Origin of the sequence: Photobacterium sp. Hal280, assembly GCF_037162255.1 — a bacterium.
Taxonomy (GTDB): Bacteria; Pseudomonadota; Gammaproteobacteria; order Enterobacterales; family Vibrionaceae; genus Photobacterium.
Genome location: NZ_JARLUO010000005.1, coordinates 425,822 through 445,617 on the forward strand (window position 1 = coordinate 425,822; position 19,796 = coordinate 445,617).

A 19,796-nucleotide genomic window follows, 5' to 3' on the forward strand; every position below is an offset into this window, starting at 1 on the left:
CAGGCTCTGAGTGATAAAAAAGGTCTGGCCCGGTGCCGGACCTTTTTTGTTTCTGAACCATCAGGTGAGAAACACAGTCGCCAGGCCGAGAAACACCGACAGGCCGATAATATCGGTAATCGTGGTTAATGCCATGCCACCCGCGAGTGCCGGGTCGACATTGAGTTTCTTCAGAATTATCGGTACTCCGACCCCGGCGATACCGGCGATTAGCAAATTGGTCAGCATCGCGCCGGCAATAATGGCGCCAAGCATCAGGTTGCCTTTCCACAAGACCACCACACCACCGATAATCCCGGCCCACAACAGACCGTTGATTAAACCGACCCGGGCTTCTTTACTGAGCAGCCAGCGGGTGTTGGAATCGCCGATATGGCCGACGGCCAGACCGCGGATCACCAGGGCGACAGTCTGGTTGCCGGCAACTCCGCCCATCGAGGGCACGATTGTCATCAGAACGGCGATAGCGGCCATTTTATCCAGGGTGTCTTCAAACATGTTGGAGACAGAAGCGGCGGCCAATGCTGCTAAAACATTCACACCCAGCCAGATGCTGCGCCGGCGGGCGGATTTCATCACAGGCGCAAAGGTATCTTCATCGTCGTCCATACCGGCCATACTCATCATGGAGTGTTCGGCATCTTCCCGGATGATATCGACCACATCATCAATGGTGATCCGGCCGACCAGCTGGTTGCTGGCATCGACCACAGGGGCCGAGAGCCAGTTACGACGCTCAAACAGATTGGCCACTTCACTGTCGTCCATCTCGACATTGATGGCTTCATCCGGATCGTCCATCACCTCATGAATCTGTACGTCAGGCTGAGTGGTGATCAGGGTGGCCAGCGAGAGGTGGCCAATCAGCACATTGTGTTCGTCAACCACATAGAGGGTATCTGTGGCTTCAGGGAGCTCGCCCCGCATGCGCAGATAGCGCAGGACCACATCGGCGGTGACATCGCCGCGGATGGTCACGAAGTCGGTACTCATGATACCGCCAGCGCTTTCTTCCGGATAAGCCATCGCTAACTCGACGCGATGGCGATCCGCGGCATCCATTTGCGCCAGGACTTCACGGAAACGGTTGTCAGGCAAACTGCGCAGCACGTAAGCGACGTCATCACTTTCCATGCCTTCTGTGACGGCCGCCAGTTTTTCCGGCGCCATCATGGCCACGATACCGTCTTTGACGTCTTCAGACAGCTCGTCAAGGATCTCACCCTGCTCTTCAGGATCGGTCAGTTGCCACAGGACCTGACGTTCTTTGGGCGGACAGGCTTCAAGCAGGTGAGCGATATCCTCAGGCTCCATATCCTGCAACATTCGCCGGACGTGAACGAACATCCCTCGATCCAGGGCCTGGTTCACCTGCTGCAGTGTCTGGTGGGTTTGATCTTGCTCGAAAACGTCCGCCATAGAGAGAACTACCTTGCTTCGTGAATACACCCAGCTCTGTTGCGACAGCGGCAGCCGGGAAATGGCGCAATAAGCTGAATATTAACGTAATAGCGCCGTCTTTGTCTCACTGGATCTGAGATCTTGCTAAGATTTCACCTGGCTGTAAGAAAGAGAGGGGGAGGTTCCAAAATGGTGATTTATCGTCGGTTGCCGGGTGTTTTGTCGTTATTCGGGACGGATGCAGGCAAGATAGGGGCAAATCCTTTCAGGAGACAGGCGATTGAGCACCCGGTTCAGGGATCAGTTCTCTTCATCAAAACCGTTTTCGATCAACGAGGCGACCGCTTCCAGTGCGACGCTGGCGTCCCCCCTTCGGCGCTGACGATGATCTTCTGGCCTTGTGCCGACTCCAGCATCAATAACCCCATCACACTGTCGGCGGTGGCGGATTTGTCTTCGTTGGTGACCGTGATAATGGCATCAAAACTCTGCGCCAGTTCGACCAGCTTAATGGCCGCTCTGGCATGCAAACCAAGGCGGTTTTTAATGAAGAGTTCCCGGCTGACAGTATTCATGCTCAATGCTTCAGGTGACCTTGTTTTTCCAGGGTGCGATGACGCACCTGAACCTGTTGTCCCCGCTGGCGGAAATAATCGGCCAGTTGCTGGGCAACGTATACAGAACGGTGCTGGCCGCCGGTACAGCCAATGGCGACCGTGACGTAACTGCGGTTGTTTTTCTCAAGCAAGGGGAGCCAGCTTTCGAGAAAATGCCGGATCTGGTAAATCAGCTGACTGACTTCATGATGGCTCGCCAGATAGTCCTGCACCTCAGTGTCGAGGCCGGTTTGCGGCTTGAGTTCAGGCACCCAGTGAGGATTGGGCAAAAAGCGGACATCAAACACGTAATCGGCATCCGTTGGTAAGCCATGTTTGAAGCCAAAAGACTCGAACACCATCACCAGTTCGCGGGCCTGACGTCCCAGCACACGCGCACGCACGGTTTCACTGAGATCATGAATCGACAGTTGCGTGGTGTCCAGCACCAGATCGGCGGCTTCTTTCAGATTTGCCAGCCAGGCGCTTTCCGCCTGAATTGCTTCTTCCAGACTCATGTTCTGCCGCGAGAGCGGATGTAACCGGCGGGTTTCGCTGTAGCGTTTGACCAGAGTATTGTCATCGGCATCAAGAAACAGCAGGTTGACATCAGCTTGCTGGCGGACAGCTTCCAGTACTGAGCTGGTAATATCATGATCGGCCGGCATGTTACGGACATCAACGCTGACCGCTACTTTCTGGGTATGGGGATCCAGGGTCTGGATCAGATCAGAAAGCAGGTGTACCGGCAGATTATCGACACAGTAATAGCCGAGATCTTCCAGTACCCTGAGCGCCACTGATTTACCTGAGCCTGAGCGGCCGCTGACTATCATCAATTTCATGACAAACCTTCCTGATGGCTGTTATGACGGCTCTGAGGTCATGATCTGGTAAAGCTCTTCATCGCTTTTTGCAGCTCTGAGCTGCTTGAGAACCGCTTTATCGCTGAGCTTTTCTGCCATGCTGGACAGCGTCTTCAGGTGTTCTTTGCACTGGGCATCCGGCACCAGAAGCGCAAAAAGCAGATCGACGGGCTGATTGTCAATCGCATCGAACTGGATAGGCTGCTGACACTGGATCAGCACCGCAATCGCTTGTTCGCTGTCGGTGACACGACCATGGGGAATGGCAATACCATTACCAATACCTGTACTCCCCATTTTTTCACGGTTGAGCATACACTCGAACAGGGGTTGAGGGTTCTGGTTTAAATGTTGGCCAGCAATTTCGCTGATGATTTCCAGCGCACGTTTTTTACTGGAGCAGTGGACTGCACTCTTGGTGCAGTCCAGGCTTAATACTCGACTCAGTTGCATGTTAATGACTATTGAGTTTGTCTTTATGTTTGTTCAGTTGACGGACCAGTTTATCAGTTAATTGATCAATTGCCGCATACATATTTTCAGAATCTGCTTTCGCGTGGATTTCTCCCGCATTAATGTGCAGTGTTGCCTCGGCAATCTGCTGCATTTTTTCTACATTCAGTACCACATGCACGTTATTAATTTTGTCGAAAAAGCGTTCCAGCTTATCGAACTTTGTTGTCACATACTCACGCAGGGCTGGGGTAATTTCAATGTGGTGACCAGTGAGATTAATTTGCATAGACATCTTCCTCCTTAATCGCCGGCAATCAGAGCAGGCGCTTTCTTTGGCTTGACGGCGGGATACCCAGCGATTCACGGTATTTGGCTATTGTGCGTCTAGCCACCATGATGCCTTGATCCGCCAGTAATGTCGCAATTTTGCTATCACTCAAGGGTTTGGCCTGATTTTCGGCCGCAACCAATTTCTTCACCAGCGCGCGAATAGCCGTGGAGGAGCATTCTCCGCCGTTATCCGTACTGACATGGCTTGAGAAGAAGTACTTCAACTCAAAAATACCGCGTGGGGTATGCATAAATTTCTGGGTGGTCACCCGGGAGATCGTTGATTCGTGCATTTCAACGGCCAGGGCAATATCGTTGAGGACCATAGGTTTCATGGCTTCCTCACCGTATTCAAAAAAATCTTGCTGATGTTCAACAATGCAGCGTGCCACTTTCAGCAGGGTATCGTTGCGGCTCTCCAGGCTCTTGATCAGCCATTTGGCATCCTGAAGGTGGCTACGGATAAACTGGCTGTCGGCACTGTTGCGCGTTTGTTTGCTCATCGCTGCGTATTGTTCGTTGACGCGAAGACGCGGCACACTGTCCGGGTTAATCGTCACCACCCATTTGCCTTTATCCTTGAACACAGACACATCAGGAATAACGTACTCGGTTTCCGAGGCGACCACCCGGTTGCCCGGACGGGGCTCCAGCGTGTGGATCAGCGCCATGACGTTTTTCAGCTCATCTTCTTTGAGCTTAGTGTCACGCATCAGCTGACGATAGTCGCGGTTACCCAGCAAATCCAGGTGTTCAATCAGTACCATTTTCGCTTCGTTCAGCCAGGGCGTATCTTCCGGATAGGTGGCCAGCTGCAGCAGCAGGCACTCGCGCAGATCCCGTGATGCCACGCCCAGCGGATCAAATTGCTGGACGCGTTTGAGCACGGCTTCGACTTCATCCAGCTCGACGTTTTCATCGCCCATGCTTTCCAGAATATCGTCGCAGGTGCAGGTGAGATAGCCTTTCTCATCCACGGCATCAATGATGGCAAAAGCAATGGCGCGGTCGGTGTCGCTGAACGGCGTCAGTTCCAGCTGCCACATCAGGTAATCTTGCAGGGTTTCTGTGGTCTCCCCCTGATAAACCGGCATGTCGTCATCCGGCGCAATCCCTGCACTGCCGGTCCCGGCGCTGTAGACATCGTCCCAGGTGGTATCGACGGGCAGTTCAGCAGGCATTTCGCGCTGTTCGATGACATCGGAGGTATCAAAGGAATCGCTGCTGATGTCCTCGTATTGCTCTGCGGCATCGTTTTTGCCGTCGGCGTGGATGTCATCAGCATCAGACGACGGGGTGTCGCCATCCGGGTGGCTTTCGTCAAGCTCCAGCAGGGGGTTGGCATCTAAGGCCTCCTGGATTTCCTGTTGCAGATCCAGGGTAGAAAGTTGCAGCAGACGAATGGCCTGTTGCAGTTGCGGCGTCATTGCCAATTGTTGGCCAAGCTTGAGCTGGAGCGAAGTTTTCATGCGTGTACAGACACCTTGTGATTATTGTATGAATCGCTTGTTTTGGGGTCTTTAGGCCAGTCGAATCAAAACCTTCGACCAGCCTTGGCAGCTTACCTCGGTTGTGTCCTTTTATCTATAACTATAGACGGAACTGGTCTCCCAGATAGACGCGTTTCACGTGTTCGTCATTGAGGACATCAGACGGTGTACCGTGCGCAATCAGCTGTCCCTGGCTGACGATATAAGCGTGCTCACAAACGTCCAGCGTTTCGCGTACGTTGTGGTCTGTGATCAACACGCCCAGGCCGCGGTCTCTGAGGTGTTCGATGATCTTCTTGATGTCGATCACCGAGATGGGGTCGACCCCGGCAAAGGGTTCATCCAGCAAAATAAACTTAGGGTTTGCCGCCAGTGCGCGGGCTATCTCTACCCGGCGGCGCTCACCGCCTGACAATGCCATGCCCTGACTGTTGCGAATATGCTGAATGTGGAATTCATCCAGCAGTTCCTCAAGTTTGTCCTGACGCTCGGCTTTGCTCAGATCGGAGCGGGTTTGCAGCACTGCCATCAGGTTGTCATGCACACTCAGCTTGCGGAAGATAGACGCTTCCTGCGGCAGATAACCAATTCCCATCCGGGCGCGGTTATGCATGGGTTGCAGGCTGATGTCGTGGCCGTCAATGGTAATCTGGCCTTCATCACGGGCGACCAGACCAACAATCATATAAAACGACGTGGTTTTGCCGGCACCGTTCGGGCCAAGCAGACCGACAATCTTGCCAGATTCCACTTCCAGGCTGACATCGGAAACGACTTTTCGGCCGTTGTAGCTTTTCGCCAGATGGGTTGCGGTTAACTTTGACATTCGTTCTCTTATTTATTGTTTTTGTTTGATCTGGTTCGGCTGCAATATGGTGGTCACGCGCTGTTGATCACCACTGGTCGCAACCAGCTTCTGCTCATCAATCTTGTAACTGATGGTTTTGCCCTTAATTTCGCTGCCTTCCTGAACCAGCACGGCTTTGTCTGTCATCTTGAGAAATTCGCTTGCCGTTTCATAGCGCATTTGCATGGCAGAGCCGTTGATCGGTTTGCCGTCATCCATCTTCTGATAAAACGTGGCTGGCGATCCATAGGCATCGATCGTCTGCTGATCGCCATTTTGAGTCTGGCGAGTGACAATGATTTTGTCGGCACGGATATCAATACTGCCCTGACGCAGCGAGACGTTGCCGGTAAAGGTCACCACGTTTTTCTGGATGTCCAGCTCCTGGCTGTCCGAGTTGATATATATCGGCTGCTCGGTATCGTTGCTTAATGCCCAGCCAGAGGTGCTGACTACCAGGCACAGCAGGGCGCTAATTTTGCAAAGCTTCATATCTACCTTTCACATTATTCATCAGGGTCGCCACACTGCGTTCCATGTTCCCTTTCATCCCAATGCCTTCATTCTGAAAGGCACTGCCGGTAATCGTGACCGGATCGGGGGTGTCGAAATCTTTGCTGATTAAATCTAATCGCAGTGTATCTGTTTTTATCGCATTAATGGCGGAGTCAGGTAACAGATTGAAGATCCGCACATTACCAGACATCTGCAATATGTGTTCTTTATCTAGTGTGGCGTGATTTGCACTGATGCGCCATTCACTTTCTGTTCCCTCTTTGTATACCCAGATCACCGGTTGCTGGAATTCGGTATTCCCGCTGAGGTTGTAATACTCCAGGGTGTCTGATTCGATGCGGTAGCTGCGAATGCCCGCCTCGTTGTATGAGGTATTTTTCACCCCGGTCCCGGTAAAGATCGGCTTTTCGTTATCGGGTGCGGTCAGGGTTTCCTGCTGCCAGTGCTTTTGCAGCAGGTAGTAACCGGTCCATGCACACAGTATGACCAGCACCCCACAGAATAGCCGGTTTAACGTCATATGCTCAGACCCTTATGCTGATCCAATTCGCCGCGCGCTTCAAGAATCAGATCGCAGACTTCCCGTACCGCGCCATAACCGCCTTTGGTACGTGTGGTCAGGTCGGCACGCTGTGACAGCAGCGGGTGGCCGTCGGCGACGCAGACGGACAGCCCCACTTCAGCCATCACGGGCCAGTCAATGAGATCATCACCGATATAGGCCGTATGCTCCGCCGCAATCCCCAGTTTATCCACGATATCCTGGTAGGCTGCCAGTTTGTTGTCCTGGCCCTGATAGATATGCTGGATACCCAGTGCCGACATCCGGTTTTCAACAATCTGCGAGCGGCGACCTGTGATGATGGCGACTTCGACGCCGGCGGCCATCAGAGATTTGATGCCATAGCCGTCCCGGGTATGAAAAGTTTTCAGCTCTTCGCCATGGTTACCCATGTAAATGCGGCCATCGGAAAACACGCCATCAACATCGCAGATCAGCAGACTGATGTTTTTTGCCTGCTGAAAGAGGTGCTGCGGAACCGGACCGTACAGGGTGGATTGCATTTCTGTTGTCATTACATTACTCCGGCTCTGAGCAGGTCATGCATATTCAGAGCACCGACCAGCTGGTTATCATCGACAACCAGCAGGCCGTTAATTTTTCTTTCTTCCATCAGTTTCAGTCCTTCGGCGGCCAGTACCTGAGAGGCAATGGTCGCCGGATTCGGAGACATGACTTCCCCAATCCGTGTCTGATGGATATCAATGCGTTTATCGAGCAAGCGGCGAAGGTCACCATCGGTAAAGATGCCGCTTAACCTTTGATTATCATCAACGATGGCCGTCATCCCCAGCCCTTGGCGGGAAACTTCGAGCAGGGCATCTTTGATGCTGGCATCTTGATGGATCACAGGCAGGCGCTCGCCGCTGTGCATCACATCGGCAATGCGTAGCAGCAATTTACGACCCAGCGCGCCGCCGGGGTGGGAGAGAGCAAAATCGTCTGCAGTAAACCCGCGCGCTTCCATCAGCGCAATGGCCAGCGCATCCCCCATGGCCAGGGTGGCCGTGGTACTGGAGGTGGGAGCCAGGTTGAGCGGGCAGGCTTCCTGATTGACTGTGATTTGCAAATGTACCTGAGCCAGCCGTGCCATGGTGGATTCGGGCTTGCCTGTCATGCTGATTAAAGCAATGCCCTGGCGTTTCATCACAGGCAACAGGGTCAGAATTTCACCGGCTTCCCCGGAATTGGAAATGGCCAGCACAATATCACGTTGATCCAGCATGCCCAGATCGCCGTGACTGGCTTCGCCGGGATGGACAAAAAATGCCGGCGTGCCGGTGCTGGCAAGGGTGGCGGCAATCTTACAGCCGATATGGCCGGATTTGCCCATCCCCATGACGATCACTTTTCCCTGACAGCGGCTGATGAGCTGACAGGCTTCACTGAAACTGCCATTGATATATTGCGACAGGCCTCTGAGGGCTTCCGCTTCAATGTCAATCACACGCCGGCCAATCTGGCCGTAGTCAAAGGAATCAGGCATAGTTTTGCTCTCGGTTAAGCCGCCATATTATAAAGCAGATAGCTCTGATAGGCGACAAAGCATAAAATCAGAATCAAGCCTTCCAGGCGGTTGATACGACGGCGTCTACCCAGTGCCATCAGCACCAGCAGGACAGAGATGCCCAGCATCACGTAAAAGTCACGGCCCATCGCCAGCGGACTGATCACCGAAGGGTTAAGCAGGCCAGGCAGTCCCATCACCGCCAGAATATTGAAGACATTGGAACCGATGATGTTACCCACGGCCATATCGTCTTCGCCTTTGTGGATGCTGGCAATCGAGGCTGCCAGTTCCGGCAGGCTGGTCCCGACGGCAATAATCGTCAGGCCGATCACCAGATCGCTCATGCCGAAGTATTTGGCAATCGTCACGGCAGAATCAACCAGCATGTTGGCCGCATAAGGCAGCAAGAGCAAGCCAATCACAATCCATACTGACGCCGCCATATTGCTGACGCCCTGAGGAATTTCAGATTCCTGCTCTTCCAGCAGTATGTCTTGAGCGCCATTATTTCCGCTGCGGCTGATTTTCAGCATCGCCAGAATAAAAATAACAAACAGCACGACCAGTAAGACGCCTTCAAAAAAGCCTAAATAACTGTCCCACAGCAATACACCGGCAATCAGTGTGACCACCATCATCAGCGGGAGTTCACGGCGAATGATGCCGGAACTGATGGATAAAGGCTTGATAAGGGCGGTTAAACCCAGGATTAACGCAATATTTGCAATGTTGGAGCCCAGCACGTTACCGACGGCAGTGTCCGTTTTTCCCGCCAGCGCGGCAGTGGCAGAGACCATCATTTCGGGGGCGGAAGAGCCCATCGCCAATATGGTCATACCAATAATGAGCGGGGCAACCCCTAAATTCCTTGCTAAGGCTGCTGCTCCAAAGACAAGTCGATCCGCACTCCATACCAGTAACGCAAGTCCGATACCGAGTAACAAGATGGCTTCAAGCATTATTAACCCTTATAGATTTTTCAATGAGCTGGTTTTTAAGGGGGTAATTTTGACGTTTCACTGACGAAAATGGAAGGAAAAGCCGAGAGTATTTGCTTTGGGTGCTGTGATCTTTATATGGGAAATGGGCCGCTGATGCAAAGTGCGTGTGTTTGTGGCACTGAATACACAGCGGGATTGGTTTCATTCAGGACTTTTATGTTATAAAAAACAAGGTTCATAACCTGAGCCGGGTCTGTGTTACCGGGCAACGGCAAAAAACGAAAAATCACAACGAGCTGACAGGTATTACCTTGAGTTGGTCAGGGAATCTACCTATGATCAATCGCATGCAATATAACTAATTAATTACATTCAATTATGCTTGTATCGACGTGCATTCCGGATGAATCACTGATGTAAGGGTATTTAGGAAGGTTATGACAGCAACCGAAGCGCTAATTCGAATTAACAACCTGACATTTTCCCGGGGTGAACGCAAAATCTTCGATGATGTGTCACTGGAGGTCCCGAAAGGCAAGATCACTGCCATCATGGGGCCGTCCGGCATCGGTAAAACGACCCTGCTTCGTCTGATTGGCGGGCAAATTATGCCGGATCAGGGGGAGATCTGGTTTGACGATAAAAATATTCCGGCTTTATCGCGCAACGACTTGTACCGGGCGCGCAAACGGATGAGTATGCTTTTTCAGTCCGGTGCGCTGTTCACCGACATGACAGTGTTTGACAATGTGGCGTTTCCTTTGCGCGAGCACACCGATCTGCCTGAAGATTTGCTGCGTACTTTAGTACTGCTCAAACTCGAAGCCGTCGGGCTACGGGGAGCGGCGAACTTGATGCCCAGTGAACTGTCCGGTGGTATGGCACGTCGCGCAGCGCTGGCTCGGGCGATCGCACTGGATCCCGACCTTATCATGTATGACGAACCTTTTGTCGGACAGGATCCCATTACCATGGGGGTGCTGGTCAAGCTGATCCATAGCCTGAACGAGGCCCTGAGCATTACCTCAGTGATCGTGTCACACGATGTCCCGGAAGTCATGAGTATTGCTGATCATGTGTATTTACTGTCCGGTGGTAAAATCATTGGCAGCGGTACCCCAGATGAGCTCAATGCGAATCCCGATGAGAAAGTTCGCCAGTTTCTCGATGGAAACGCTGACGGTCCTGTGCCGTTCAAATACCCTGCACCAGCACTGGAGCAGGATCTTTTCAGCCAGCTCTCGTCGTAACCGCTAACTCAATACGAGTTTGCGGGCTATCGCGAAATAGAAAGGTAATTCCATATTATGTTAACGGATTTTATCGTGCGGATGGGACACAGTACGCTGTCCAGTTGCCGCACCATGGGGCGGGCGACCTTGCTGTTATCCGGCGCCCTGGTGAGCAAGCCGCAACCCGCCAAAATGTTTCCATTGTTGTTAAAGCAGCTTTATTCGGTTGGGGTGCTCTCCGTCGCCATCATTATGGTGTCAGGCTTATTTATCGGTATGGTACTGAGCCTTCAGGGATTTATTGTGCTGGTGGATTTTGGTGCAGAAACCAGTCTTGGCCAGATGGTGGCACTGTCGCTGTTGCGGGAGCTGGGACCTGTGGTGACAGCCTTGCTGTTTGCCGGCCGGGCCGGTTCGGCCCTGACCGCGGAAATTGGCTTGATGAGAGCCACTGAGCAGATTTCAAGCATGGAAATGATGGCTGTTGACCCGCTGCGCCGTGTGGTCGCGCCACGTTTCTGGGCGGGCGTTATTTCCATGCCGCTGCTGACAATGCTCTTTATTGCGGTTGGCATCTGGGGCGGCCAACTGGTGGGTGTGAACTGGAAAGGCATTGATTACGGCAGTTTCTGGTCTGTGATGCAGTCATCGGTAGAGCTGGGCTATGACATCGGCAACAGCCTGATCAAGTCGCTGTGTTTTGCCGTTACGGTCACCTGGATTGCCATTTTTAATGGGTTTGATGCCGTACCGACATCCGAAGGTATCAGCCGGGCAACCACCCGGACAGTCGTGAATTCTTCATTGGCGGTATTAGGTTTAGATTTTGTGCTGACAGCACTCATGTTTGGGAATTAATCATGCAACAGAACAGACAATTAGAACTTTGGGTCGGCAGCTTCGTTTTAGCAGGGATTGTGGCGTTGCTGGTGCTGGTATTCAAAGTGGCGGATGTGAAAAGCTTCGGGAGTTCTGAATCTTACGACCTGAAGGCGCGGTTTGATAATATTGGCGGCTTGAAGGTTCGTTCACCGGTTAAAGTAGGCGGTGTGACCATAGGCACGGTGAGCAATATTACCCTGGATACAGAGTCTTATGTCCCCGTAGTGACACTCGCGATTGAGAAAAAATACGGTTACTTTCCAGAAACCAGTTCCGCTGCCATTCTTACTTCAGGCTTACTGGGCGAGCAGTACCTCGGGCTGTCTCCGGGCTTTGTTGACGAAGGTATTGTGATGCTGGATGACGGTGACTTCATTGAAGACACCAAATCGGCACTGGTGCTGGAAGACATGATTGGCCAGGTGCTGTACAGCATCGGTAACGACGGCGAGAAATAAGGAAGAGTACAATGAAATTTTTGAAAATTTTATGCCTGACGATAGCGTGTATACCGCTCTTTGCCAGCGCTGCGACTGTAGATAAAACCGACCCTTATAAATTGATGCAGGCCGTGTCGCAACAGACATTTGCCCGTCTTAAATCTGAGCAGGCCCAGATTCAGCGTAACCCTGACTATTTACGCACTGTGGTTCGTCAGGAACTGCTGCCTTATATCAACACCCGTTATGCCGCTTATAAAGTGCTGGGGCCGCAGTTGAAGCAGACGACCAAAGAGCAGCGTAATAACTTTGTGAATGCATTTACTGATTATCTGGTCGCCTCTTATGCTCAGGTACTGACTCAGTACACGGATCAGGAGATTCGGATGGAGCCGGTTAAGTCGGTGCCGGCCAGCAGTTCTATCGTGTCTATCCGTGTCGATATTCTGGATGCGCAACGTCCGCCGATCCGTCTGGATTTCAAACTGCGTAAGAATAAGCAGACCAATGAGTGGCAAGGTTACGACATGGTGGCCGAAGGGGTCAGTATGATTTCAACCAAACAGAGTGAATGGAGCGGGCAACTGCGCACGCAGGGTGTCGACAAGGTCACGCAGGATTTACGTGCTCTGGCGGCTAAGCCAATCAAACCTGAGGAAAAATGACCATGGGGAATCCCGCCGTCCATTGGCAGGTGCAGGAAAATGGCCATTACCGCTTGTCAGGAGTGCTGGAACGTGACACAGTGCCAGCCTTTTGGCAGCAAAGACGTGAATGGATGCCACAAGATGCTAAGGTCACGATCGAACTGTCTGACCTGACTCGGGTAGACTCTGCGGGTATGGTGATGCTGCTGCATTTGCACCGGGAACTCACTCAGGCAGGACGTCATCTGGTGCTGCAAGGCGTGCCGCAACAATTGTTAACCCTGCTCCGTCTTAGTCATGTCGACACTGTGCTGGCTGCCTGCCTGGAATGATCAACAGCTCAAGTAGAGGATAGCTTGTGGAAATATCTGAAATTAAACAAATTCTTGAAAATGCGTTGGAGCTGGATGAAGTCATAGTGAATGGCGAAGGCAGCCACTATCAGGTGATTGCTGTCGGTGCAATGTTTGACGGCATGAGCCGTGTGAAAAAACAGCAGGCCGTCTATGCACCTTTGATGTCGCATATTGCCAGTAATGCCATTCATGCCTTGTCAATCAAAGCCTACACTCCCGAAGAGTGGGCGCGTGACAAGAAGCTGATGTCTTTGTAAGAGATAACCAATGCAGAAGTTTCGAATTCAGGGCAATGGCCCACTCCGCGGCGAAGTCGCGATTTCGGGCGCAAAAAATGCTGCCCTGCCAATTTTGTTTGCTTCATTGCTGGCCGAAGAGCCGGTTGAAGTCGGCAATGTTCCTAAGTTGCGTGATATTGATACCACGATGGAACTGCTGAGCCGTTTAGGCGCAAAAGTGGAGCGTAATGGCTCTGTCTATGTCGATGCCAGCCATATCAATGAATATTGCGCCCCTTACGACCTGGTGAAAACCATGCGCGCTTCTATTTGGGCGCTGGGGCCTCTGGTGGCCCGCTTCGGCAAGGGCCAGGTGTCGCTGCCAGGGGGCTGTGCGATTGGTGCCCGTCCGGTTGATTTGCACATTCATGGCCTGGAACAACTGGGGGCGACGATTACCCTGGAAGAAGGCTATGTGAAAGCCGAAGTGGCGGGCCGTCTGAAAGGCGCTCACATCGTGATGGATAAGGTCAGCGTTGGCGCGACTGTGACCATCATGTCGGCGGCGACGCTGGCACAAGGCAAAACCGTGATTGAAAATGCCGCCCGTGAGCCGGAAATTGTCGATACGGCCGATTTCCTCAATACCCTGGGGGCGAAAATCTCGGGTGCCGGCACAGATACGATTGTGATCGAAGGTGTTGAGCGTCTGGGCGGTGGTTATCATGAAGTGCTGCCGGATCGCATTGAAACCGGTACCTTCCTGGTCGCTGCAGCGATTTCTGGCGGAAAAGTGGTGTGTCGTAACACCCGTCCTTCGCTACTTGAAGCAGCATTGGCAAAACTGGAAGAATCCGGTGCCTTGATTGAGACCGGTGACGATTGGATCAGCCTGGACATGACAGGTCGCGAGCTGACCGCAGTCAATATCCGCACTGCGCCACACCCTGGTTTCCCGACCGATATGCAGGCTCAGTTCTCTTTGCTGAATCTGGTTGCCAAAGGGACCGGCATCATTACCGAAACGATCTTTGAAAACCGCTTCATGCACATTCCTGAGCTCATCCGTATGGGGGCGCATGCTGAAATCGAAGGTAACACTGTGATTTGTGGTGATACTGACGGATTGAGCGGCGCTCAGGTGATGGCAACCGATCTGCGTGCCTCAGCCAGTCTGGTGATCGCCGGCAACATCGCCAAAGGTGAGACGATTGTTGATCGTATTTATCACATTGACCGTGGCTACGAGCATATCGAAGAGAAGCTGCGTGGTCTGGGAATGAAGATTGAGCGCTTCAGCGAGTAAGCTGCCAAAGTAATCTGAATGTCCAGTCACTGCTTTCAGTGCCTGGACATTGTCTGCTGATCCTGTCTCGCTATTCTTTTTCTGCTTTCTGCTTTCTGCTTTCTGCTTTCTGCTTTCTGCTTATCTGTCCGGCTCATCGCCAATCAGGACAGTTAACTTCTTCGGTTTACCGTTGCGCAGCACCGTCATATCGACATAGGTGCCAGGGCGCAGCTCAGTGACTATATCCAGCACATTACGCATATCTGTCACCGGCTTGCCGTCAATCTCAACCAGAATATCCTGAACCTTAAAGCCAGCTTTGGATGCCGGACCCTCAGGATCCATGCCCATCACGATGATCCCTCTGACTTGCTCCGCATCATACAGACGCGCCATCACCGGATTGATTTCACGGCCGTCAATACCGATATAACCGCGGATCACCCGACCATCTGCGATGAGTTTATTCATGATCTTTTGTGTGAGCTGGTAGGGAATGGCAAAGGAAATCCCGTAGGTTTCAATGTCGGTCGCCTGCTGAAAAGAAGCGGTGTTGATACCGACCAGCTCACCACGGGTGTTGACCAGCGCACCACCTGAGTTACCTTCGTTGATTGCCGCATCGGTCTGAAGAAAATCCTGCCGGCCATAGAAGCTCATGCCGGAGCGCCCGGTGGCAGAGATGATCCCGTAGGTGGTGGTCTGTCCCAGATTATAGGGGTTACCAATGGCCAGAACTACGTCACCCACCGCAGGGGGATAATCCGGGTTCAGTGGAATGACAGGCAGGTTCTCGGCCTGGATTTTCAGTACCGCGATATCGGTGCGCCTGTCTTTGCCTATCAGCTGGGCGGTAAAGATGCGGCTATCCTGCAGGGCCACGATCACCTGATCCGCTTCGGCAACCACGTGATAGTTGGTCACTATGTAGCCCTTATCACTCATGATGACGCCTGAACCCAGGCCCTGAGTGCTTAATTGCAGGCGGTCTTCAGCATTGTAGCGACGGTTATAAATATTCACGACGGCAGGGGAGGCACGGCGGACGGCATAACTGAAGGAAATTTGCTGCGGCACATCGGGCTGGCCATTGAGCGCGGCATCCGGAGAAAACATCTGGCTGCGCAGGCTGGGGAAAGCAAGTAGCAAGACTCCAGCCGTCAGCACGCCCATGAAGGCGGATCGACCTAAAAATGCCAGCATTGATGCTCCCCTGATTGACTCAAGCTTTACCATTAAAGCAAAAGGTTAAAAACCGATTGAGAATAGCATTTACATCCAGTTATCAACAAGTCGAAGCGGGAAGGAGATGGCAGAAATGCCGCAGGAAAAACAGTCCGGGCAGTTGCCCGGACTCGTTTGCGTCAGCGGATAATGAGGTAAAGCTCGTTATTACCTCGTCTGATTTCCAGCGCCAGCACGGATGGCTTGCTATCAAGGGCTTTGCGCAGTTGCCCCAGATTAGCAATCGGCTGGCGGTTGAGACCAATAATGATGTCACCTTCTTTCAGGCCATAGCGGGCTGCCAGTGACTGAGGGTCAATCTTGGTGACTTTCACCCCTTTGATTTGGTCGTCAGCCGTAGTATTGCTGAACTCGGCACCGGCCAGACTTTCATGCAGGTGATCGGCTTTGAGGTTACTCATCTCGGCTTCTTGCAAGGTGACGCTGAAATCTTTTGCTTTTCCGTCACGCAGTACGCCTAAGTTGACGTTCTTTCCTGCGCCGAGTGTGGCAATTTTGGCACGTAACTCGTTGAAGGTGCGAATTTCTTTATCGTTGACGGACACGATGATGTCACCCGCCTTCAGGCCGGCTTTTTCAGCCGCGGAACCGGGCATGACCTGATTGACGAATGCACCGTGATTGGTTTCGTACCCAAAGGCTTCCGCCAGTTCTGAGGTCAGCTCACCGCCCTGAACGCCCAGCACGCCACGTTTCACTTTGCCAAATTCCAGAATCTGGCTGGTCAGGTTTTTCACCATATTGGCCGGAATGGCAAAACCAATGCCGACGTTACCGCCGTTGGGACCCAGAATCGCGGTATTGATACCAATGAGTTCACCATTGAGGTTGACCAACGCACCGCCTGAGTTTCCGCTGTTGATGGCGGCATCGGTCTGAATAAAGTTTTCAAAATTTTCGATATTCAGCCCGCTGCGCCCGAGTGCTGAGACAATACCGGATGTGACTGTCTGACCGAGTCCGAACGGGTTACCAATGGCAACGGTGAAATCTCCGACGCGTAATTGATCCGAGTCGGCAACTTTGATGGCTTTCAGGTTTTTGGTGTTGTCCAGACGCAACAAGGCAATGTCTGACATTTTGTCACTGCCTATCAGCTCAGCTTTGACCTCCCGGCCGTCATGCAACTGAACCAGAATTTTATCGGCGCCGTCAATGACGTGGTGGTTGGTCACCACATAGCCTTTATCTGCATCAATAATGACCCCGGATCCCAGTCCGCGGAATGGTTGTTCTTGCACTTGTTCACTCGGGAAGTCCGGGCCGAAGAAATAGCGGAATGAGTCGGGAATTCTTTGTTTGGCAACATGTTTGCCTTCTACTGCGATGCTGACCACAGCAGGGGTCACTTGCTCCAGCATGGGAGCGAGGCTGGGAAGTTGTTGATCATTGACAGCCAAAGGAAGCGCGGCGGAAGCTGTGATTGGGGACATCACTGCGCTAATACTTAACGCCAGCGCAGTCATTACAAGTAAAGGTTTTTTCATCATTACTCAACTCCGGTTTAACAAGTGCTAATTGTGACTTGTAAACCGGAGAAAAGTTCCTACAAATGTCAAATTTGTAACAATTCTTAACTGGCTTTTGCTGCTTCTGCTTGTTTCCGCTCAGCACGCAACAGGCCGGACGCGCCGTTGGCATAATCGCGAGGCTGATGCGGGTCCAGCTCGACGGCTTCGGCTTCTGGCTCATCAGCGATTGGCGTGAGTGTGCTGATGCGCTGAGAGAAGGGGTTATCCTGTTCCGGTAAATTGGGCATCAGTTCTGCAGAGGTTTTTGCCATATGTTCGTATAGTTTGCTGTAATCTTTTGCCAGATTATCCAGCAGGTCAGAGCTGCGGGCGAAATGATCAACCAGTTCCTGGCGGTATTGCTCCAGTTGGTATTTGGTTTTATCGAGTTCTTTTTGCAATTCTTTCTGTTGTTTCAGGTTTTTGTTCCCCAAACGGGCGGCAAAGGCACCGACCAGAGCGCCGGCTGCGAAAATCAAAATCGCGTAGATCCAAGCCATGAAAAACTCCTTGTGACTGTGAGTACAACAGGTTGACCTGTTTTGTTATCTCAAAAGCGTTATGTGCTTATTGGGTGGTTATCTAGTTACTATACATGCACATGAAGTGTCGTGGTACTATCTACGACCAAAGATGGACATATTAGACGCTGTGAGTCCGGCACATTTGTCACCGGGCGCACGGCTAACGGTGACTGAGCAGGATGAGGATGACACCAGAACAACGCTATCAAGAAGATCTGAAAAAACCGGGCTTTTTGCCTGATGCCGCCCAGGCAATGGCGGTTTCTCACCTCAATGATCTTTATCATCGCATGCAGGCCCCGCAACCAGAGCCCAGAAAATCTTCTCTGGTGAGCCGGCTGTTCAAACGTCAGAGCGCTGAACCGGTCAAACCGGTCAGAGGTTTGTACTTCTGGGGGGCGTCGGACGTGGCAAAACCTACCTGGTCGACACCTTCTTCGACTGCCTGCCGACGGAGCGGAAAATGCGGATGCATTTCCACCGTTTCATGCACCGCGTTCATAAAGAAATGCAGTCGCTTGGCAGCCAGAGCGATCCGCTGGAAAAGGTTGCTGACAGGTTTAAGCAGGAAACGGACATCATTTGTTTTGATGAGTTTTTTGTCTCAGATATCACCGATGCCATGATACTGGGCACCTTGTTTGAGGCCCTGTTCCGCCGCGGAATTACCCTGGTGGCTACCTCGAACATTCCGCCGGATCAACTGTACCGGAATGGCCTGCAGCGCGCGCGTTTCCTGCCTGCCATTGCGTTAATTCAAGAACACTGTGAAGTGGTGAATGTCGATTCGGGTGTCGACTACCGCCTGCGGACACTGGAGCAGGCTGAAATTTACCACTGGCCGCTCGATGCCAGCGCAGAAGAGAATATGCACCGCTATTTCATGCAGTTATCCGCAGCTCCCCGGCATGAGGGCCAGGACATACTGATCAATGACAGGCCGATTGCTACCCGCCATGAAGCGGAAGGGGTGGTGCATTTTACCTTTGATGCGCTGTGCCGCGGGGCGCGCAGTCAGTCAGACTATATGGATATCGCGCATACCTATCACAGTGTCCTTTTGTCTGACGTACCTGTGCTGACTGAAAAAGACGATGACGCCGCCCGCCGCTTTATTGCCATGGTCGATGAGTTTTACGAGCGTCATGTCAAGCTGATCATTTCGGCGGAAGTTGAAATGGATAGACTGTATCAATCCGGGCGCCTGAGCTTTGAATTTAAGCGCTGTTGCTCTCGTCTGATTGAAATGCAGAGCCATGAATATCTGGCCAGGCCGCATCTGGCTTAATGGAAGGGCAATTTTCCCAGGAAAAATTGCTGAACTTTTTGGAAAAAAAGGTGATTTTTTCCCCATGCTTCCGTATACTCTCGCGACCCACCGTACCTGTGACGGCGTTATGCCGGGAGTGCCAACCACTCGAAGGGGTGATGACTGGGCTCTATATACAGAGAGAGCGCTTTGCGTTCTTGGAAAGTGAAACTATTTAAAATTGGGTAAGAATTAGCATGAAAACTTTCGTTGCTAAACCAGAAACTGTAAAACGTGACTGGTATGTTGTTGACGCTGAAGGTAAAACACTGGGTCGTCTGGCAACTGAAATCGCATCTCGTCTGCGTGGTAAGCACAAGCCTGAGTACACTCCTCACGTTGACACCGGTGACTACATCGTTGTTATCAACGCTGAGAAAGTCGCAGTGACTGGCGCTAAGCGTACTGATAAGATGTATCACCGTCACACTGGCTACATCGGCGGTCTGAAAACTATCAGCTTCGACAAGCTGCTGGAGAAAAAGCCAGAAGCGATCATCGAAATTGCTGTTAAAGGCATGCTTCCTAAAGGTCCTCTAGGCCGTGCTATGTACCGTAAACTGAAAGTTTACGCAGGTAGCGAGCACAACCACGCTGCACAGCAGCCACAAGTTCTAGACATCTAATTG

22 protein-coding genes and 2 pseudogenes are annotated in these 19,796 nt (G+C 52.1%); 9 read left to right on the plus strand and 15 right to left on the minus strand.

Translation table 11 applies throughout. The features are described from left to right. Positions 1 to 60: 60 nt before the first annotated feature. From mgtE to P4S53_RS11185, 12 genes and pseudogenes are all read right to left on the minus strand, one after another. The gene (mgtE, locus tag P4S53_RS11130; protein WP_337112738.1) at positions 61 to 1,419 is read right to left on the minus strand and encodes a magnesium transporter; all 1,359 of its coding nucleotides are present in this window, start codon (positions 1,417 to 1,419) and stop codon (positions 61 to 63) included. A gap of 282 nt (positions 1,420 to 1,701) precedes the next feature. Beyond that, positions 1,702 to 1,976: pseudogene (locus P4S53_RS11135) on the minus strand (HPr family phosphocarrier protein). A 2-nt stretch (positions 1,977 to 1,978) separates the two neighbouring features. Further along, on the minus strand, positions 1,979 to 2,842 hold the full coding sequence (rapZ, locus tag P4S53_RS11140) for an RNase adapter RapZ (RefSeq protein ID WP_337112739.1): 864 nt from the start codon (positions 2,840 to 2,842) through the stop codon (positions 1,979 to 1,981). Between the two features lie 21 nt (positions 2,843 to 2,863). Further along, entirely contained in the window at positions 2,864 to 3,316 is a 453-nt protein-coding gene (gene ptsN, locus P4S53_RS11145; RefSeq protein ID WP_120513426.1) for a PTS IIA-like nitrogen regulatory protein PtsN, read from the minus strand. A 1-nt stretch (position 3,317) separates the two neighbouring features. Next, positions 3,318 to 3,605 carry a ribosome hibernation promoting factor gene (gene hpf / locus P4S53_RS11150; RefSeq protein ID WP_027253714.1) on the minus strand — a complete coding sequence of 96 codons (288 nt, stop codon included), beginning with the start codon at positions 3,603 to 3,605 and terminating at the stop codon, positions 3,318 to 3,320. 28 nt (positions 3,606 to 3,633) lie between these two features. After that, on the minus strand, positions 3,634 to 5,118 hold the full coding sequence (gene rpoN, locus P4S53_RS11155) for an RNA polymerase factor sigma-54 (RefSeq protein ID WP_161444004.1): 1,485 nt from the start codon (positions 5,116 to 5,118) through the stop codon (positions 3,634 to 3,636). Positions 5,119 to 5,239: 121 nt separating this feature from the next. Next, the gene (gene lptB, locus P4S53_RS11160; protein ID WP_027253712.1) at positions 5,240 to 5,965 is read right to left on the minus strand and encodes an LPS export ABC transporter ATP-binding protein; all 726 of its coding nucleotides are present in this window, start codon (positions 5,963 to 5,965) and stop codon (positions 5,240 to 5,242) included. A gap of 12 nt (positions 5,966 to 5,977) precedes the next feature. Next, a complete protein-coding gene (lptA, locus tag P4S53_RS11165; protein WP_027253711.1) occupies positions 5,978 to 6,478 on the minus strand; it encodes a lipopolysaccharide transport periplasmic protein LptA in 501 nt (166 codons plus the stop codon). Continuing rightward, on the minus strand, positions 6,459 to 7,022 hold the full coding sequence (gene lptC / locus P4S53_RS11170) for an LPS export ABC transporter periplasmic protein LptC (RefSeq protein WP_337112740.1): 564 nt from the start codon (positions 7,020 to 7,022) through the stop codon (positions 6,459 to 6,461). The genes lptA and lptC overlap by 20 nt, the downstream gene beginning before the upstream one ends. Next, positions 7,019 to 7,579, minus strand: a complete 561-nt coding sequence (gene kdsC / locus P4S53_RS11175) for a 3-deoxy-manno-octulosonate-8-phosphatase KdsC (protein ID WP_337112741.1) — start codon at positions 7,577 to 7,579, stop codon at positions 7,019 to 7,021. The genes lptC and kdsC overlap by 4 nt, the downstream gene beginning before the upstream one ends. After that, entirely contained in the window at positions 7,579 to 8,550 is a 972-nt protein-coding gene (gene kdsD, locus P4S53_RS11180; RefSeq protein ID WP_337112742.1) for an arabinose-5-phosphate isomerase KdsD, read from the minus strand. The genes kdsC and kdsD overlap by 1 nt, the downstream gene beginning before the upstream one ends. A gap of 14 nt (positions 8,551 to 8,564) precedes the next feature. Then, complete coding sequence (locus tag P4S53_RS11185) at positions 8,565 to 9,533, minus strand: calcium/sodium antiporter (protein WP_237794617.1); 969 nt, start codon at positions 9,531 to 9,533, stop codon at positions 8,565 to 8,567. Positions 9,534 to 9,952: 419 nt separating this feature from the next. On the opposite strand from P4S53_RS11185, the gene mlaF reads away from it, so the two are divergent. From mlaF to murA, 7 genes are read left to right on the plus strand one after another with little or no spacing between them, the layout of a single operon-like run. Then, the gene (mlaF, locus tag P4S53_RS11190; RefSeq protein ID WP_337112744.1) at positions 9,953 to 10,765 is read left to right on the plus strand and encodes a phospholipid ABC transporter ATP-binding protein MlaF; all 813 of its coding nucleotides are present in this window, start codon (positions 9,953 to 9,955) and stop codon (positions 10,763 to 10,765) included. Between the two features lie 57 nt (positions 10,766 to 10,822). Beyond that, positions 10,823 to 11,605 (plus strand): lipid asymmetry maintenance ABC transporter permease subunit MlaE, encoded by a 783-nt coding sequence (gene mlaE / locus P4S53_RS11195; protein ID WP_161444786.1) that lies wholly within the window; start codon positions 10,823 to 10,825, stop codon positions 11,603 to 11,605. 2 nt (positions 11,606 to 11,607) lie between these two features. Continuing rightward, on the plus strand, positions 11,608 to 12,087 hold the full coding sequence (gene mlaD, locus P4S53_RS11200) for an outer membrane lipid asymmetry maintenance protein MlaD (protein ID WP_337112745.1): 480 nt from the start codon (positions 11,608 to 11,610) through the stop codon (positions 12,085 to 12,087). A gap of 11 nt (positions 12,088 to 12,098) precedes the next feature. After that, positions 12,099 to 12,734: a phospholipid-binding protein MlaC gene (mlaC, locus tag P4S53_RS11205; RefSeq protein ID WP_337112746.1), complete on the plus strand. Its 636-nt coding sequence runs from the start codon at positions 12,099 to 12,101 to the stop codon at positions 12,732 to 12,734. A 2-nt stretch (positions 12,735 to 12,736) separates the two neighbouring features. Next, entirely contained in the window at positions 12,737 to 13,048 is a 312-nt protein-coding gene (locus tag P4S53_RS11210; protein ID WP_337112748.1) for an STAS domain-containing protein, read from the plus strand. Positions 13,049 to 13,074: 26 nt separating this feature from the next. Next, positions 13,075 to 13,329 (plus strand): BolA family iron metabolism protein IbaG, encoded by a 255-nt coding sequence (gene ibaG / locus P4S53_RS11215; protein WP_027253701.1) that lies wholly within the window; start codon positions 13,075 to 13,077, stop codon positions 13,327 to 13,329. A gap of 10 nt (positions 13,330 to 13,339) precedes the next feature. Continuing rightward, the gene (murA, locus tag P4S53_RS11220) at positions 13,340 to 14,596 is read left to right on the plus strand and encodes a UDP-N-acetylglucosamine 1-carboxyvinyltransferase (RefSeq protein ID WP_337112749.1); all 1,257 of its coding nucleotides are present in this window, start codon (positions 13,340 to 13,342) and stop codon (positions 14,594 to 14,596) included. A 120-nt stretch (positions 14,597 to 14,716) separates the two neighbouring features. On the opposite strand, the gene degS is transcribed toward murA, so the two are convergent. The 3 genes from degS to zapG all read right to left on the minus strand — a co-directional run bounded on the left by degS (position 14,717) and on the right by zapG (position 17,834). Then, positions 14,717 to 15,781 (minus strand): outer membrane-stress sensor serine endopeptidase DegS, encoded by a 1,065-nt coding sequence (degS, locus tag P4S53_RS11225; RefSeq protein WP_337112750.1) that lies wholly within the window; start codon positions 15,779 to 15,781, stop codon positions 14,717 to 14,719. Positions 15,782 to 15,942: 161 nt separating this feature from the next. Next, positions 15,943 to 17,313, minus strand: coding sequence for a Do family serine endopeptidase (locus P4S53_RS11230; RefSeq protein ID WP_337112751.1), 1,371 nt, complete (start codon positions 17,311 to 17,313; stop codon positions 15,943 to 15,945). Positions 17,314 to 17,396: 83 nt separating this feature from the next. Further along, positions 17,397 to 17,834: a Z-ring associated protein ZapG gene (zapG, locus tag P4S53_RS11235; protein WP_234203931.1), complete on the minus strand. Its 438-nt coding sequence runs from the start codon at positions 17,832 to 17,834 to the stop codon at positions 17,397 to 17,399. 209 nt (positions 17,835 to 18,043) lie between these two features. Between zapG and zapE the strand changes: the two are divergent. Together zapE and rplM are read left to right on the plus strand one after the other, a co-directional pair. Continuing rightward, positions 18,044 to 19,146 (plus strand): annotated as a pseudogene (gene zapE / locus P4S53_RS11240) (cell division protein ZapE). A 218-nt stretch (positions 19,147 to 19,364) separates the two neighbouring features. After that, entirely contained in the window at positions 19,365 to 19,793 is a 429-nt protein-coding gene (rplM, locus tag P4S53_RS11245; RefSeq protein WP_027253695.1) for a 50S ribosomal protein L13, read from the plus strand. The last annotated feature ends 3 nt before the right edge of the window (positions 19,794 to 19,796 follow it).